This window comes from Bradyrhizobium guangxiense (assembly GCF_004114915.1).
GTDB classification, from domain to species: Bacteria; Pseudomonadota; Alphaproteobacteria; order Rhizobiales; family Xanthobacteraceae; genus Bradyrhizobium; species Bradyrhizobium guangxiense.
Genome location: NZ_CP022219.1, coordinates 6,398,178 through 6,413,231, shown reverse-complemented (window position 1 = coordinate 6,413,231; position 15,054 = coordinate 6,398,178). Strand labels below are relative to the sequence as shown.

Below are 15,054 nucleotides of genomic sequence, written 5' to 3'. Positions count from 1 at the left end.
CACTCTGCCCTCATCCTGAGGGCCCGCCGCAGGCGGGCGTCTCGAAGGATGGCCGCAGGCAAGCTGCCGGCTCACAGTCAGATCTTGTTGCTCTCCGCCGCGATCCCCAGCCGCCGCACGATCTCCGTTCCGACGGCGCGGGCCTCGACCCGGGAGCCGATCCGCGGGCTGCGAAACCGTCGTCCCGAGCGCAGGCGGATCGTCACGATGCAATGTTCGTCCTCGGATCGCCCGCGGCGGTCCAGGGTGATCGTCTTCACCTCATGCCCCTCGATATGGTCCGCACGCGGCGTGCCGTCACCCCACAGGCGTTCGACGCGGATGTCGCCCTCGCGGATGATCCAGAATGCGCCAGTCACGAGGTTGGCGTAGCGATGCACGGCGAACGCCGCAATCACGCCGAGCGGCAGCAGCAGGATGTCGACATGGGTGGGCGGCCATCCGCGCCAGAGCTTGTAGGCGTAGGGCACGGCGGATAGAGCGACGGCGACCAACGACACGATCCTGATGTCGCGTGCGGAAAACGCCTCCGGCGGCTCGCCGAGATGCATCTCGGGATTGCTGGCATCGAGCGGATTGACGGGCTCCTCGACATTGGGAACTTCGAACTGCGCGGCGATCCGGGCGACGGTGTCGCGAACATGGGTGACGTCGGCGATCGGTGGCGACGTCAGGCGTTCTCCCGAGGCCAGCGTGAAGACGAGTTGAAAGCGGGCCTTCACCCGCTTGCTGCCGGGGACCTGCAACCCCGTGATGTCGTCTTTGGCCACGATGCGCGTGCGCAGCTTTCCAAACGGACTTTGCCGCCCGATCAGGATCTCGTTCGGCGTGATGATCCATACCACCGCCGGCGCCAGCATGATGCCGACGACGAATCCCGCGCCGACCAGCAGCGCGACCACTGAAATGACGATCTCCAGAATGTCCTGGGTGAACAGGCCCGGCGTGAAGCACAGCGCGACGGCGGCGGCAAAGCCGGACATCACCAGCCGCTGCGCGATCGAAGAGCCTTCACGAAGGCGAATATCGGTGCTGGTGGTCGCGTCGGCCATTGCGGGCGGCTGGTTCCGTTGCGCGCGAAACTCCACGGACGGGTCCGTGGAGTCAAGCAACAACGCCGTCACCGGGCGCCCGCGCGGGCTCAGCTGCTGGCGTTCAGCAGCTTTGCCACCGTGCGGTCGATCTCGTCATAGCGGCCTTCGCCGGCGTGCTGGAACACGATCTTGCCGTTCTGGTCGATGATGTATTGCGCCGGCCAATATTGGTTGCGGTAGGCGTTCCAGGTCTTGGAATCATTGTCCTGCGCGACCGGATAGGTGATGCCGTGGCGCTTCAGCGCGGCCTGCACGTTGGAGGCCGAGCGCTCGAACGGGAATTCCGGCGTGTGCACGCCCACCACGACGAGACCCCGGTCCTTGTACTTGGCATAGAGGTCGGTGACGTGCGGCAGCGTGTTGACGCAGTTGACGCAGCCATAGGTCCAGAAGTCGACCAGCACGACCTTGCCGCGCAGATCGGCCAGGCTGAGCGGCTTGGAGTTGAACCAGGTGTTGATGCCGGTGAAGTCGGGCGCGGCCTGCTGGCTTGCTGCCGCGACGCGGACGGGTGCCGTTTGGGACACCTCGTCGCAGACGCCTGGAATGACGGCACCGGTCACGGCGAAGCCGATCAGAGCGGCGGAAACGGCGAGCAGTTTGAAAGCCATGGAAGCGTCCTCCGGGTGAAATCTTCGATGGTTACAGGCCGATCTGGCCGGCGGGGTAGAAGCCGGTGAGCCACGCCACGATCAGCGTGTCGTATTGGAAATAGGCGGCAACCGCGAAGGCGATCACGACGATTCCGAAGCCCTGCTGCAGGCGCGGGCTGATCCGCGCGAGGCTGCGCACGCGCGTGGTCGCGGCCTGTCCGCCATAGGCTATCCCCAGCATCGGGAGCGCCGCGCCGATCGCGTATACGATCAGCAGCGTGCCGGCCCAGGCAGCGTTCTTCTGGGTCGCAACCAGCGTCAGGATCGAGCCGAGCACCGGGCCTGCGCAGGGCGTCCAGACCAGGCCCAGCGTGGTGCCGAGCACGAGCCCGCCGAGCGCGCCGTCGCGCTGCGTGGCGCCGGTGTTGCCGAGATCGAGCCAGCCGTTGAGCCGGATCGACAGCCATTCGAACGGCGCCGGCCATAGCATCAAGAGGCCGAAGCCGAGCAGCAGGATCGCGGCCGCCTCGCGCAGCACGTTCGGATCGAAATCGAACAGCCGCGTCAGCGCGCCCAGCAGCAGCGCGACGGCGGAGAAGGAGACGACGAAGCCGAGCGCGATCATCGCCGGCCGCCAATGCCCCGCGCGCCCGACCGAGGCGCCGAGCAGGATCGGCAGCATCGGCAGCGTGCAGGGCGCGGCGATGGTGAGGAGGCCGGCGAGGAGAGCGAGGAGAAGTTCGAGCATGGGCCACTCGTGGCGGAGGTCACGAGGGCAGTTCGGCTCGGGCGTGGCAGTCGTTACGCGACGTCACGCCTTCGTGACGGGGCCGTCGGGGTGTGAGGAGAGAGCCGGCCCGTCTTACTTGCGGGAAGGAGACGAAAAGTCCGTTCCACCCCAAATACAAAACGACCCGGACGGGGGCATCGTCCGGGTCGCTGGAGGTCTTGGGAGGTTTAACGAAACCGTATGGGAGCCTTATAGGGGGGAAGTTTTTCCGCCTGATGTTGTCGTTTGTTTCAATTGTTTCGTCGGCGGTAACGCTTCTGTGTCCAGGGATAGGGCCTGATTGCGGGACCTATCTCCTTGAAATTCTTCATCTTACGCCGCGAAACGGTCGACGCCGGCGCCCTTAAGCAAATCGGCCAATTGCTTGCGGGCGTAGAACATCCGCGTCTTCACGGTGCTCTGGGGGATGCCGATGATCCGCCCGACCTCCTCTACCGACTTCTCGTGGTAGTAGACGAGGTTGATGATCTCGCGGTGCGCCGGCGACAGCTTCTCCACGCAGGCGCGCAGGATGGCACTGGTGTCGCTGCGGTCGAGCGAGGTCTCTGGCGTGTCGGAATCATCGGGAATCTGACGCACGTCCTCCTGGTCGATGTCCTCGAAGCGGCGCTGGCGCATCGCGGTCAGGGCCTTGAAACGGGCGATCGAGAGCAGCCAGGTCGAAACCTGGGAGCGGCCCTGGAATTGGCCGGCGGTCCGCCACACGTCCAGAAACACCTGGCTGACGAGGTCTTCCGCCGCCGTGGCGTCGCGCACGATGCGCAGGATGAAGCGATAGACCCGCACATTGTGCCGGCAATAGAGGATGTGCATGGCCGTCCGGTTGCCGTCGGCAATGCTCTCGAGGAGCATGTCGTCCGAAGTCGCCTGAGCGGCGATGATGCTCTGGCTGGCCTGGGCGTTGATGGCGATGACGTTCGGCATGGACTTGGCTCCCCGTAGCGCCGCAACCGAGCGGCGTTTCCTTGGACCAAAGTGTTAATGAGCCAACGTTTCGGGACGTCTGCACGAAAAGCGGAAAATGGTTTCGTGCGCCGTCAAATTGTTTCGTCGGGAGGCCCGCGACGAAACATTCGGGGCAAAAAGTCGTGGAATTTCAATGTACGGAAAATACGGGGGTGGGTGTTTTGTGGCGGATCGCAGCGCCGAGGAACGAATCCCCGCGATTTGCGTTTGGCCGCGCCTGGCTCACCACCGTCGTCCCCTGCGCCGGCGCGCGCCCGAGGGCGCGCTTGCCGCGCTCTACGCCTTCTCGCCCTGCGGCGAGAACAGATAGCCGCCGCCGCGGATGGTGCGGATCACGGCCGGCTTGGCCGGGTCGGGCTCGATCTTGCGGCGGATGCGCATGATGCGCAGGTCCACGGCGCGGTCGAAGGCTTCGGCATCGCGGGCGTTCGCAAGCTCGAGCAGGCGCTCGCGCGACAGCACGCGCTTCGGATTGGCCGCGAACACCTTGAGTAGTCCGAACTCGGATGCCGTCAGCGGATGCTCGTTGCCCTCGTCGTCGCGCAAGGCCTGCGCTTCGAGATCGAGCCATTTGGTGCCGAAGCGCACCAGCTGCTCCTTGTCGGACTTTGCCGCGGCGGCGTCCGGCGCGGCAGCCTTGGCCGGCACGCTTCTGCGTAGCACCGAGCGGATGCGCGCCATCAGCTCGCGCAGCTCGCAAGGCTTGGCGACGTAGTCGTCGGCGCCGAGCTCGAGACCGACGACGCGGTCGATCGGGCTCGCGGTCGCCGTCAGCATGATGACCGGCACGTTGATGCGGCTCTTGAGATCGCGGATGATCGAGAGGCCGTCTTCCTCGGGCATGTTGAGGTCGAGCACGACGAGATCGGGCATGCTGCCCTGGATCGCGGCGCGCAAGGACTTGCCGCCGTCGCACAGCGTCACGGTGAAGCCGTGCATCTTGAGATAATCGCCGACCATCTCCCGGGCCGGGGCCTCGTCGTCGACGATCATGATGTGCTGGCTTTGGGTCATGGTCTCTGCATCACGGCATTTCGGTCGCGGGGAGGGTGATGGTGAAGGTCGAGCCCTTGCCGGGTCCGTCGCTGTCGGCGGTCACATCGCCGCCATGCATGTCGACGATCCGCTTGACGATGGACAGCCCAAGCCCCGTCGAGCTCTCGCCGGCGGTGGGTTTGGCTGACAGCCGCTGGAAGCGGCCGAACAGGCGGCCGAGATCCTCCGGCGACAGGCCGGCGCCCTCGTCGCTGACGCGGACGATGGTGTCGCTGCCCTCGTGGCTGACCGCCACATCGATCTTGCCGCCGATCGGCGAGTATTTGATGGCGTTGCTGATGAGATTGTCGATCGCCTCGCGGATGCGGTCGGTGTCGCACATGGTGACGATGTTGGGCGGCGCGGTGACGCTGATCGTCTGCTGCTTGTTGACGGCGAGCGGCTGGTTGGCATCGGCGACCTCCTTGACCAGGCCCGCGACGTCGACCGGCTCGCGGCGGATGGTAATGTCGAAGGCATCGGCCATCGCGTCCGAGATCAGATGGTCGACCATCGTGGTCAGGCGCTTGGTAGCGTCGCGGATATGGTCGACCTGGGCGACCACGCCGCCTTCCGAGGCGCCGGTCGAGATCAGCTCCTTCAGCATCTCGGTGCGGCCGAGGATGACGCCGAGCGGGTTCTTCAGATCGTGCGCGACGGTGCCCAGAATCTCGTTCTTGAAGCCGTTGGCGCGCTGCAGCCGCAGCCATTGCGCGGAGAGGCGGCGGTTGGCCTGCATCAGGGCCCGGGTGCGCTGGGCGACGCGGTCCTCCAGCTGGGTGTTGGCGTCCTGGAGCTGCTGGTAGAGGATGACGTTGTCGAAGGCGATCGAGAGTCTGGAAGAGAATATCTCGACCAGCGAGCGGTCGGTCTCGGACAGCTCGCGCTCGGCCTGCAGCAGCACCACGACCTCGCGGCCGGATCCGGTGCGCAAATAGATCACGCTGCGATGGTCGGCGAATTCGTTCTTGCGGCGCTGGAACGCGGCCTCGACCATCTCGCGCAATTCGGGGTCGAGCGCCTTCGAGGAGGTGGTGCCGATGAAGCGGCTGTAGCAGCCGCTGCCGGCGAGCACCGAAAGCTCGGGATCGACGCCGCCATTGTCGCGCAGGACCAGGATGCCGGCGCAATCGACGTTGAGCAGCGAGGCGAGCTGGGTCAAACCGCCCTCGGCGAGCCGCTGCATCGACTTGAAGTCGTACAGCGTCGAGGCGGCGTCGATGATGATCTCGAGCCCGCGCCGCGTCTGCACCATGCGTTCGAGCTGCTGATAGGAGCGCAGCGCTGCGGTCAGCGAGGTGAACAGCTTGTCCGCGGTGAGCTCGGTCTTGGCCTTGTAGTCGTTGATGTCGTACTGCACGATCACGCGCCGTTCCGGCGCCTGGCCGGGCTGGCCGGTACGCAGGATGATGCGCACGGTCTCGTTCCGGATCTCGTTGCGGATGAACTCGACCAGCTCGAGGCCGGCGACGTCGGTCTCCATGATGACGTCGAGCAGCACGGCGGCGATGTCGCTGTGCTCGGCCATCAGCTTGCGGCCCTCCGCCGCGGAATAGGCCGACAGGATCTCGAGGCTCTGGCCGTTGAGACTGTAATCCGAGAGCGCAAAACGCGTGCCGTCATGCACGGCCGGATCGTCGTCGATGACGGCGATCTTCCACTTCCGGGCGTTGCTATCCTCCGACGCGGCACCGGTATCGTCGATCAGGTGGAGGACATCGTCCTGTTCGGCCATTGAGAAGTCCCGTCACTTTCTGTGCTTTGCGCGCCGCCCTTGGCGACCCGGGGCATGATAATGCGAAAAGTAGTGCCTTGTCCCAGCTTGGATTCCAGCATCATGCGGCCGCCGAGCTGCTGGGTGACGAGGTTATAGACGATATGCAGGCCGAGGCCCGTACCGCCTTCATTGCGCCGGGTGGTAAAGAAAGGGTCAAAGGCCTGGCGCTGCACGTCGGGGGTCATGCCGGCCCCGTCGTCGGTGAAGATCAGCTCGATGTCGTCGGTCCCGCGCGGTCGGGCCGAGATCGTGATGGTGCCGGCGCGCCCGTCGGCGAAGGCGTGGTTGGCGGCGTTGAGGAAGAGATTGGTCAGGATCTGGCCATAGGAGCCGGGATAGCCGTCGAGCAGCAGCCCCTCGGGCACGTCGACGCCGAGCGTGATCGGCGAGCGCTTCAAGACCGGGCGCAGGCTTGCAATGATCTGGTCGGTGGCCTCGCTCAAGCTGAATTGCCGCCGCTCGGCATGGGAACGGTCGACCGCGACCTGCTTGAACGACTGGATCAATTCGCCGGCGCGCTGGAGATTGGCGACGAGCTGCTGCGAGGCGTCGCGCGAGGATTGCACGAACTCTTCCAGCTGCGAGCGGCGCAAGCCGCCGTCGCCCTTGAGCTGGGCCTCGAAGATTTCCGTACGCCGGGCAAAGCTCGAGGCAACCGTCAGGCTGATGCCGATCGGGTTGTTGACCTCGTGCGCGACGCCGGCAACGAGGCCGCCGAGCGCCGCCAGCCGCTCGGCGTCGATCAGGTTCTGTTGCGCGGTGTTGAGCTCGAGCAGCGCGCTCTCGGCCTTCTCCTTGGAAGCGCGCAGCTCGTCCTCGGTCTCGCGCTTGGCGATCGCGTTCTCGCGGAACACCTCCACCGCGCGCGCCATGGCACCGACCTCGTCGCGCGCTTTCGTGCCCTGCACCTCGCGGTCGAGATCGCCGAGCGTGATCGCGCGCATCGCGGTCATGATCTGCTGCAGCGGCAGGCGGATCGACAATGCGATCATCACGCCGGCGGTCAGGATGATGCCGAGGAAGATCACCGCGATCGACAGCACGCGCCTGGAAATGTCGGCCAGGGTGCGGTCAAACGTCTCCTGCGCCTTCTGCTCGCGCTGGCGCATCTTGGTGGAGAGGTCGTCGATGGCGCCGATCGCCTCGGCCTGGCTGGCGTCGATGGTGTTGCGCAGGAGCTCGGTGCGGCTCGCAAGCTGCTCGGAAAGCTTTGCAAAGCCCTCGCGCAGCGCGGCGGTGCGGGCGCCGAGCCGTTGCAGCGCCATCTTCTGCAGGTCGTTGTCGGCGAGATCGATCATCACGGGGATGGTCTTCTCGATCGTCTCGGTGTTGCGGCGGGCGTCGTCGGCCGCGCCCGGCGATAGCGACAGATAGTAGGAATTGGCCGCCACCAGCATCGCAGTGAAGGCCTCGCGGGATTTTCCCAGCGAGGGCCAGATCAGCGCGTCGCGATGGCCGGTGGCGCCCTCGATGATGGAATAAAGGCCGGCCATGTCCTTGGCCGGGCCCTGCACCTGCTCCTCATAGGTCTTGGCGATGGTGGCCTGCACGCTGCGCAGCTCGCCGAAACCGTTGAGGAAGCGGTCGGTGGTGCGCTCGAGCTCCTCGACCGAGCCCGACAGCATCGGATCCTTGGCGGCGCGGTTGGTCAGCGTGCCCAGCACCGCCTCGCGCAGCAGCAGGATCTCGGCGAACAGGTCCGGGCTCGGCTGATTGATGTAGCGGTGGATCAGGTTCTGCAGCCGCCCGGTCTCGCTTTCGAGCAGCGCCAGGATCCGGTCGGATTCGCGCACCTGGCGGACGTCGTCCCAGGCCGAGCCCAGCACCTGCGCGCCGTTCCAGATCATGGCCACCAGCACCACCACCACGGCGGAGTTGAGCGCGGCGATCGACAGGATGCGCCAGCGGATCGGCACCGCCCGCAGCACGCCGACCAGCCGCGCCCGCATCCGCCCGAGCGGGCCGGGCGGCCGGTCTGCGTGATCGTGATGTCCAAGTGCAGCCAACGCGGCTCACTCCACCTTGCGAATGCGTTCGATCAGCGCGGCCGCGGCGGGATCGCGCCCGGCCTTGGCGTAGATGGCGGCCATTGCGTCCTCGAACGGCTTGCGGTCGATATCCCTGACGATCGTGACGCCGGCTTCCTGCGCCTTGCGCTGCGACTGCTCCTCGAGGTCGCGCCACTTCTCGCGCATGAAGCGGCTGGAGCGCTGCGCGGCCTCCCGGAAGATCGCCTGGTCGTCCGGCGACAGGCTCTGCCAGGCCTTCAGCGAGATCACCAGCACTTCGGGGCTCATCGTGTGCTCGGTGAGGGTGTAGTGGCCGGCATGTTTGTAATGGTCCGTCGTCACGAAAGATGGCCAGTTGTTTTCGGCGCCGTCGATCAGATGGTTGGTGAGCCCGGTGAGCACCTGCCCATAAGGCAGCTCGACCGGCTCCGCGCCGAGCGAGCGGATCATCTGGCTCATCAACTCCGACTGCTGCACCCGGATCCGCAAGCCCTTGAGGTCGGCGATGCTCCTCACCGGGCGGACACCGTTGTAGATCGAGCGCGCGCCGGAATCGTAAAAGGCGAGCCCGACGAAGCCGTAGGGCTCGAAGCTGCTCAGGATCTCGCTGCCGATCGGCCCGTCCAGCACCTTTTGCATGTGCTCGATGGACCGGAACAGGAACGGCATGGCGAGCACGTTCATCGCCGGAACGAAGTTGCCGATCAGTGCCACATTGGTCCGGTTGAGGTCGATCGCCCCGGCCCGGGTCTGCTCGATGGTCTCCTTTTCCTCGCCGAGTTGACGGGAGTGGAACACCTTGATCTCGTGGCGGCCCTTGGTGCGCTCGGCGATCAGCTCGCCCATGTAGCGCAGCGCCTGGACCGTCGGGTAATCCTCGGTCTGGGTGTCGGCGGCGCGAAATTCGCGCGCAACGGCGCCCGTCGCCTGCATGCTCAACGAGACTGCGGCAAGCACAAGCGCGACGACAACCACCCCGGTCCGCGAGAGTTCGGCACGGTTCAACACTGGCACACTCAACCCCTCAGTGGTGGAGTCTATGGCGGGAGCAAAAGGTTCAATGCAATCTAGCAGATGGTTAAGGGAAGGCCATCCCGGGGGCTGATTGTGCGGCGCGGCTGGCGTTCATTCACGGTTGAAACTGGGTATGCCGCGCCTTAAGCAGGACAGCCGCCTCGTCGACCGCGGCCTGGGAAGAAGCCATCGTGAGGTCAGCATTGCGCCTTTTGCAGCTCGTCGCCGTCTTTGCGGCCCTCTCATTGGCTGCCCCTGCGCGGGCCGCCACCGATATCGCGTTGTGGCATGCCATGTCTGGCGAGCTCGGCCGGCAACTGGACAAGCTCGCCGCCGACTTCAACGGCTCGCAGTCCGATTACCGCATCGTGCCGGCTTACAAGGGCAATTACACGGAGACCGTGACGGCCGCGATCTTCGCCTTCCGCTCGCGCAGCCAGCCCGCCATCGTCCAGGTCAACGAGGTCGCCACCGCCACCATGACCGCGGCCAGGGGCGCGATCTATCCGGTGTTCAACCTGATGCGCGACCAGGGCGAGCCGTTCTCGCTCGCCGATTACCTGCCCGCGGTCTCCGGCTATTACAGCGATGCGGCCGGCAATCTGCTGTCGTTCCCGTTCAATTCCTCGACGCCGATCCTGTACTACAACAAGACCATGTTCCGCGACGCGGGCCTCGATCCGGAAGCGCCGCCCAGGACGTGGCCGGAGCTCGGCGCCGCTGCTAAGCGCCTGCGCGACCGCGGCGCGTTGTGCGGCTTCACCACATCCTGGCCGTCCTGGATCCATGTCGAGAATTTCTCGGCCTTCCACAATCTGCCGGTGGCGAGCCGGGCCAACGGCTTTGCCGGGCTGGATGCGGAATTGACCATCAACAATCCGCTTCTCGTCAAGCACGTCGCTCAGCTCGCCGAATGGCAGAAAACCAAGGTGTTCGACTATAGCGGCCGCGGACAAGCGGCCGAGCCGCGCTTCCAGAACGGCGAGTGCGGCATCTTCATCGGCTCCTCGGCGACGCGTGCCGACATCAAGGCGAACACGAAATTCGAGATCGGCTACGGCATGATGCCGTATTGGCCCGACGTAAAGGACGCGCCGCAGAACTCGATCATCGGGGGCGCCACGCTGTGGGTGCTGCGCGACCGGCCGCGCGCGGAATACAAGGGCGTGGCGCGGTTCTTCGCCTATCTGTCGCAGCCGGGCGTGCAGGCCGCCTGGCACCAGAACACCGGGTATTTGCCGATCACCCGTGCCGCGTTCGAGCTGACGCGGTCGCAGGGTTTCTACGAGCGCAATCCGGGTTCGGCAATCTCGTTCGAGGAGACCACGCTGCATCCGCCGACGGAGAATTCGAAGGGCGTCCGGCTCGGCTCCTTCGTCCTGATCCGCGGCGCGATCGAGGACGAGCTGGAGCAGGCCTTTGCCGGTCACAAAAGCGCAAAGGCCGCACTTGATTCCGCCGTCGAGCGCGGCAACAAGCTGCTCCGCCAGTTCGAGCGCGCCAGCCCGGACCGCTAGGAAGGGAAGAGGTGCTTGGCGTTGGGACCTTTCCACGTCGTCATGGCCGCGCGGGCAAGACGAACTCAAACAGCAGCGCGCGATGTCCATGAAACTCCCTGACTTCGCCGACGCCGAGAGCTTTCGCGCCTTTCGCTCCGATCCGTCGCAATGGCTGCCCATCGCCCTCGACATCGCGCGCAGCCACGGTCTCGATGCCAGCTCGCCGCATGTGTTTGCGACCGGGACCAACCTCGTGGTCGGGCTGGGTGAAACGCTGATCCTGAAAATCTTCTCGCCGCTCTTGCGCGCGCAGTTCGTGTCCGAGCGGGGCTCGCTGACGCAGCTCGCCGGCCATCTCGATCTGCCGATCCCCGAGATCGTCGCCGAGGGCGTGCGCGACGGCTGGCCCTATCTCGTCCTCACGCGCCTTGCCGGCACGCTCGGCTCGGAGGTGTGGCCGCACCTAGCGGAAGACCAGAAGGAGCGCCTGCTGCGCCAGATCGGCGAGACCATCGCCAGCGTCCAGCGCGCACCGCTCGGTCCGCTCGCGGCCATCGAGCCGCGCTGGGACGATTTCATGCGCAGGCAGATGCAGGGCTGCAGAGCGCGGCACACCCGTCTCGGCCTTGCGCCAAAATTCCTGGCTGGGCTCGACGATCTCCTGTGCGATGCGGGCAAGCTCATCCCGATGGATGCGCCGCCGGTGATGCTGATCGGCGAATACATTCCCGAGAACTTCCTGCTCGCCTGCCGGGACGACCAATGGTCGCTCGCCGGCCTGTTCGACTTCGGCGATGTCCTCGCCGGATGGCGCGATTACGATCTGCTCGGCCCCAGCGCCTTCATGGCGGCGGGGCGGCCGGGACGGGTGAAGAGCCTGCTCGAAGGTTTTGGCTATGCCAAGCCGGACGATGCGCTCAAGCGGCGCCTGATGGCCCTGATGCTGCTGCACCGTGCCAGCGATCTCAACGCGCACATCTGCATCGCGGGCTGGCAGGGCAAGGCGAATGACCTGGTTGAGCTGCAGGAGCTGATCTGGCCCGGCTGAGTCCGCCACGCCTCGTCGTCATTCCGGGGCGCCGCGGAGCGGCGAGCCCGGAATCCCTTGTCCCGCGCGTGTTGCCGCCCGATGGAGTCCGGGCTCGATGCTGCGCATCGCCCCGGAATGACGGGGCCGCCCCGGCCCGGCGCAGGGATTTCGTCCGCCTCCTCGATGGGCTCCGAGATTTTGCAGCCTAATTTCTATGCGATTGCCTCTCTTTGTATGCAATTCGATCTGCCGTACAAAACGGAGAAATGCAGTAATCTTCTGTAATATCAGCTCTTTACTGCAAATTTAGTACCTCGTTAAGCTCTGGCACAAACCTTGCGAATCCAGTTCCAACCAGAAGCTTTTGTGTTGGAGCGATTTCATGAAGCGCCGCGATTTCCTCAAGTCCGTTTCCGGGTTGGCCGCAGGCGCGGCGCTTCCGGCCGTGCCGTCCGTGATCTCCTCGGCCTATGCCGACGCGCGCGCGGAGACGCTGCTGATCGTTTCGGAGGGCGGCCCCAACAATCTCGACATCCACGGCGTCGGCACCAACGTGCCCGGTTATGAGGTGTCCTGGAATTGCTACGACCGCCTGATCAGCCACGAGATGAAGAGCGGACCCGGCGGCATTCCCTATTACGACCGCGACAAGTTCAAGGGCGAACTGGCGGAAGACTTCAAGATCGACGACATGTCGGTCACCTTCAAGCTGCGCAAGAACGCCAAATTCCACGACGGTACGCCTGTCACCGCCAAGGACGTGAAATGGTCGCTCGATCGTGCGGTCAGTGTCGGCGGCTTCCCGACCTTCCAGATGAGCGCGGGCTCGCTCACCAAGCCCGAGCAGTTCGTGGTGATCGACGACCATACCGTGCGCGTCGACTTCCTGAAGAAGGACAGGCTGACGGTCCCCGATCTCGCCGTGATCGTGCCCTGCATCGTCAACTCGGAACTGGTGAAGAAGAACGCCAGCGAGAAGGACCCCTGGGGTCTCGAGTTCACCAAGCAGCAGACCGCGGGCTCCGGCGCCTACAAGGTGACGAAGTGGACGGCCGGCACCGAGGTCATCATGGAGCGCAATGACGATTGGGTCTGCGGTCCGCTGCCGAAGATCAAGCGCGTGATCTGGCGCATGGTGCCGCAGGCCGGCAATCGCCGTGCACTGCTGGAGCGCGGCGATGCCGACATCTCCTACGAGCTGCCGAACAAGGACTTTCAGGAGATGAAGGCGAACGGCAAGCTCAACGTCGTGTCGCTGCCGTTCTCCAACGGCATCCAGTATATCGGCATGAACGTCACCAAGCCGCCGTTCGACAATCCCAAGGTCCGTCAGGCGGTGGCCTACGCGCTGCCCTATCAGAAGATCATCGACGCGGTGATGTTCGGCCTCGCCAACCCCATGTTCGGCGCGGCGAAGGACAAGCCGACCGAGGTCGCCTGGCCGCAGCCGCACAAATACAATACCGACATGGACAAGGCGAAGGCGCTGCTGGCGGAGGCCGGTTACGCCAGCGGCTTCGAGACCACGATCTCGTTCGATCTCAACTTCGCCGGCGTCAAGGAGCCGCTCTGCGTGCTGGTGCAGGAGAGCCTCGCGCAGATCGGCATCAAGGCCACCATCAACAAGGTGCCGGGCGCCAACTGGCGCACCGAATTGAACAAGAAGGAGATGCCGCTCTTCACCAACGTGTTCTCGGGCTGGCTCGATTACCCCGAGTACTTCTTCTACTGGTGCTATCACGGCAACAATTCCGTCTTCAACACCATGAGCTACAAGTCGGCGGAGATGGACAAGCTGATCGACGGCGCGCGCACCGCCGCCGCGACCGGCGACAAGGCAACCTACGACGCCGACGTGAAGGGCTTTGTCGATCTCGCCTTCACCGACATCCCGCGCATCCCGCTGTACCAGCCCTTCGTCAACGTCGCGATGCAGAAGAACGTCAGCGGCTATCAGTATTGGTTCCACCGCAGGCTCGACTATCGCGCGCTGGCGAAGGGGTGAGGCGTGATGGGTGAGGTGAGCACGCTCTTCAGGCTCCCTCCCCCCTTGTGGGGGAGGGTTGGGGAGAGGGGTGGCCCAGGAAACGGTGTTCATTGTCGCGCGTGGCGTATGCGTCGCTACACCGCGAGTCCCCGTGTAGCACCCCTCTCCCTAGCCCTCCCCCACAAGGGGGGAGGGAACATAGCTGCGCGTGCCGAGAGAGCCTTGTCGAACACGGGGCCCGTCCCATGCTGACTATGATCGGCAAGCGCCTGATGTTTGCGATTCCTTCGCTGATCGGCGTCGTCATCGTCACCTTCCTGCTGACGCGTGCGTTGCCCGGCGATCCCGCCGCCTACTTTGCCGGCCCGGCCGCAACCAAGGAGGCCGTCGAGCAGATCCGCAAGAAGCTCGGGCTCGACAGGCCGCTGATCGAGCAGTTCTTCCGCTACACCAACGATCTCGCCCATGGCGATTTCGGCAACTCGCTCACGACAGGTCAGCCGGTCGCGACCGAGATCCGCAATCGCCTGCCGGCTTCCGCTGAGCTGACGCTGCTCGGACTCTTCGTGTCCATTGCGATCGCCATTCCGCTCGGCGTGCTGGCGGCGACACGGCCGGGATCATGGATCGACCATCTCTGTCGTGTCACGACCACGGCCGGCGTGTCGCTGCCGGTGTTCTTCACCGGCCTCGTGCTGGTCTATGTGTTCTATTTCCGGCTCGGCTGGGCGCCGGCGCCGCTCGGCCGTCTCGACGTGTTCTACAGCGCGCCGCCGACAGTGACCGGCTTCTATCTGATCGACACCTTGATCGCGCGTGACTTCGAGGCGTTTCGTTCGGCGCTGAGCCAGCTCATCCTGCCCGCAACGACGCTTGCGATCTTCTCGCTGGCGCCGATCGCGCGCATGACGCGTGCCTCGATGCTGGCGGTGCTCGCATCCGAATTCGTCCGCACTGCGCGCGCCAGCGGCCTGTCACCGTCGACCGTGATCGTCACCTACGCCTTCCGCAACGCGATGCTGCCTGTGATCACCACGCTCAGCATGGTGTTCTCGTTCCTGCTGGGCGCCAACGTGCTGGTCGAGAAAGTGTTCGCCTGGCCCGGCATCGGATCCTACGCGGTGGAAGCGCTGATCTCGTCGGATTTCGCGCCGGTGCAGGGCTTCGTGCTGACCATGGCCGTCATGTACGTGCTGCTCAATCTCGTGATCGACATCTTGTACGGCGTGATCGATCCGCGCGTCAGGTTGGAGGGCTAGA

The 15,054-nt window shown here is 65.1% G+C and carries 12 protein-coding genes; 4 read left to right on the top strand and 8 right to left on the bottom strand.

The genetic code is table 11. From position 1 onward, the window contains the following. Positions 1–77 precede the first annotated feature (77 nt). The 8 genes from X268_RS30795 to X268_RS30760 all read right to left on the bottom strand — a co-directional run bounded on the left by X268_RS30795 (position 78) and on the right by X268_RS30760 (position 9,278). Entirely contained in the window at positions 78–1,052 is a 975-nt protein-coding gene (locus tag X268_RS30795) for a hypothetical protein (RefSeq protein WP_164938017.1), read from the bottom strand. An 89-nt stretch (positions 1,053–1,141) separates the two neighbouring features. Further along, positions 1,142–1,705, bottom strand: a complete 564-nt coding sequence (locus X268_RS30790) for a thioredoxin family protein (RefSeq protein ID WP_128928420.1) — start codon at positions 1,703–1,705, stop codon at positions 1,142–1,144. A gap of 31 nt (positions 1,706–1,736) precedes the next feature. Beyond that, a complete protein-coding gene (locus tag X268_RS30785) occupies positions 1,737–2,435 on the bottom strand; it encodes a cytochrome c biogenesis CcdA family protein (RefSeq protein ID WP_128928419.1) in 699 nt (232 codons plus the stop codon). A gap of 354 nt (positions 2,436–2,789) precedes the next feature. Then, complete coding sequence (locus X268_RS30780; RefSeq protein WP_128928418.1) at positions 2,790–3,401, bottom strand: sigma-70 family RNA polymerase sigma factor; 612 nt, start codon at positions 3,399–3,401, stop codon at positions 2,790–2,792. Between the two features lie 318 nt (positions 3,402–3,719). Continuing rightward, positions 3,720–4,457 (bottom strand): response regulator, encoded by a 738-nt coding sequence (locus tag X268_RS30775; protein ID WP_024337038.1) that lies wholly within the window; start codon positions 4,455–4,457, stop codon positions 3,720–3,722. Between the two features lie 10 nt (positions 4,458–4,467). Continuing rightward, a complete protein-coding gene (locus X268_RS30770; RefSeq protein WP_128928417.1) occupies positions 4,468–6,213 on the bottom strand; it encodes an ATP-binding response regulator in 1,746 nt (581 codons plus the stop codon). Next, on the bottom strand, positions 6,183–8,204 hold the full coding sequence (locus X268_RS30765; RefSeq protein WP_164938205.1) for a sensor histidine kinase: 2,022 nt from the start codon (positions 8,202–8,204) through the stop codon (positions 6,183–6,185). The genes X268_RS30770 and X268_RS30765 overlap by 31 nt, the downstream gene beginning before the upstream one ends. A 63-nt stretch (positions 8,205–8,267) precedes the next feature. Further along, the gene (locus X268_RS30760) at positions 8,268–9,278 is read right to left on the bottom strand and encodes a TRAP transporter substrate-binding protein (protein WP_128928416.1); all 1,011 of its coding nucleotides are present in this window, start codon (positions 9,276–9,278) and stop codon (positions 8,268–8,270) included. Positions 9,279–9,469: 191 nt separating this feature from the next. Here X268_RS30760 and ugpB point away from each other — a divergent pair, with 191 nt between their 5' ends. The 4 genes from ugpB to X268_RS30740 all read left to right on the top strand — a co-directional run bounded on the left by ugpB (position 9,470) and on the right by X268_RS30740 (position 15,053). Next, positions 9,470–10,795, top strand: coding sequence for a sn-glycerol-3-phosphate ABC transporter substrate-binding protein UgpB (gene ugpB, locus X268_RS30755; protein ID WP_164938016.1), 1,326 nt, complete (start codon positions 9,470–9,472; stop codon positions 10,793–10,795). An 82-nt stretch (positions 10,796–10,877) separates the two neighbouring features. Beyond that, the gene (locus X268_RS30750; protein ID WP_128928414.1) at positions 10,878–11,825 is read left to right on the top strand and encodes an aminoglycoside phosphotransferase family protein; all 948 of its coding nucleotides are present in this window, start codon (positions 10,878–10,880) and stop codon (positions 11,823–11,825) included. 364 nt (positions 11,826–12,189) lie between these two features. Beyond that, a complete protein-coding gene (locus X268_RS30745) occupies positions 12,190–13,812 on the top strand; it encodes an ABC transporter substrate-binding protein (protein WP_128928413.1) in 1,623 nt (540 codons plus the stop codon). A 227-nt stretch (positions 13,813–14,039) separates the two neighbouring features. Next, on the top strand, positions 14,040–15,053 hold the full coding sequence (locus X268_RS30740) for an ABC transporter permease (RefSeq protein WP_128928412.1): 1,014 nt from the start codon (positions 14,040–14,042) through the stop codon (positions 15,051–15,053). Position 15,054 lies beyond the last annotated feature (1 nt).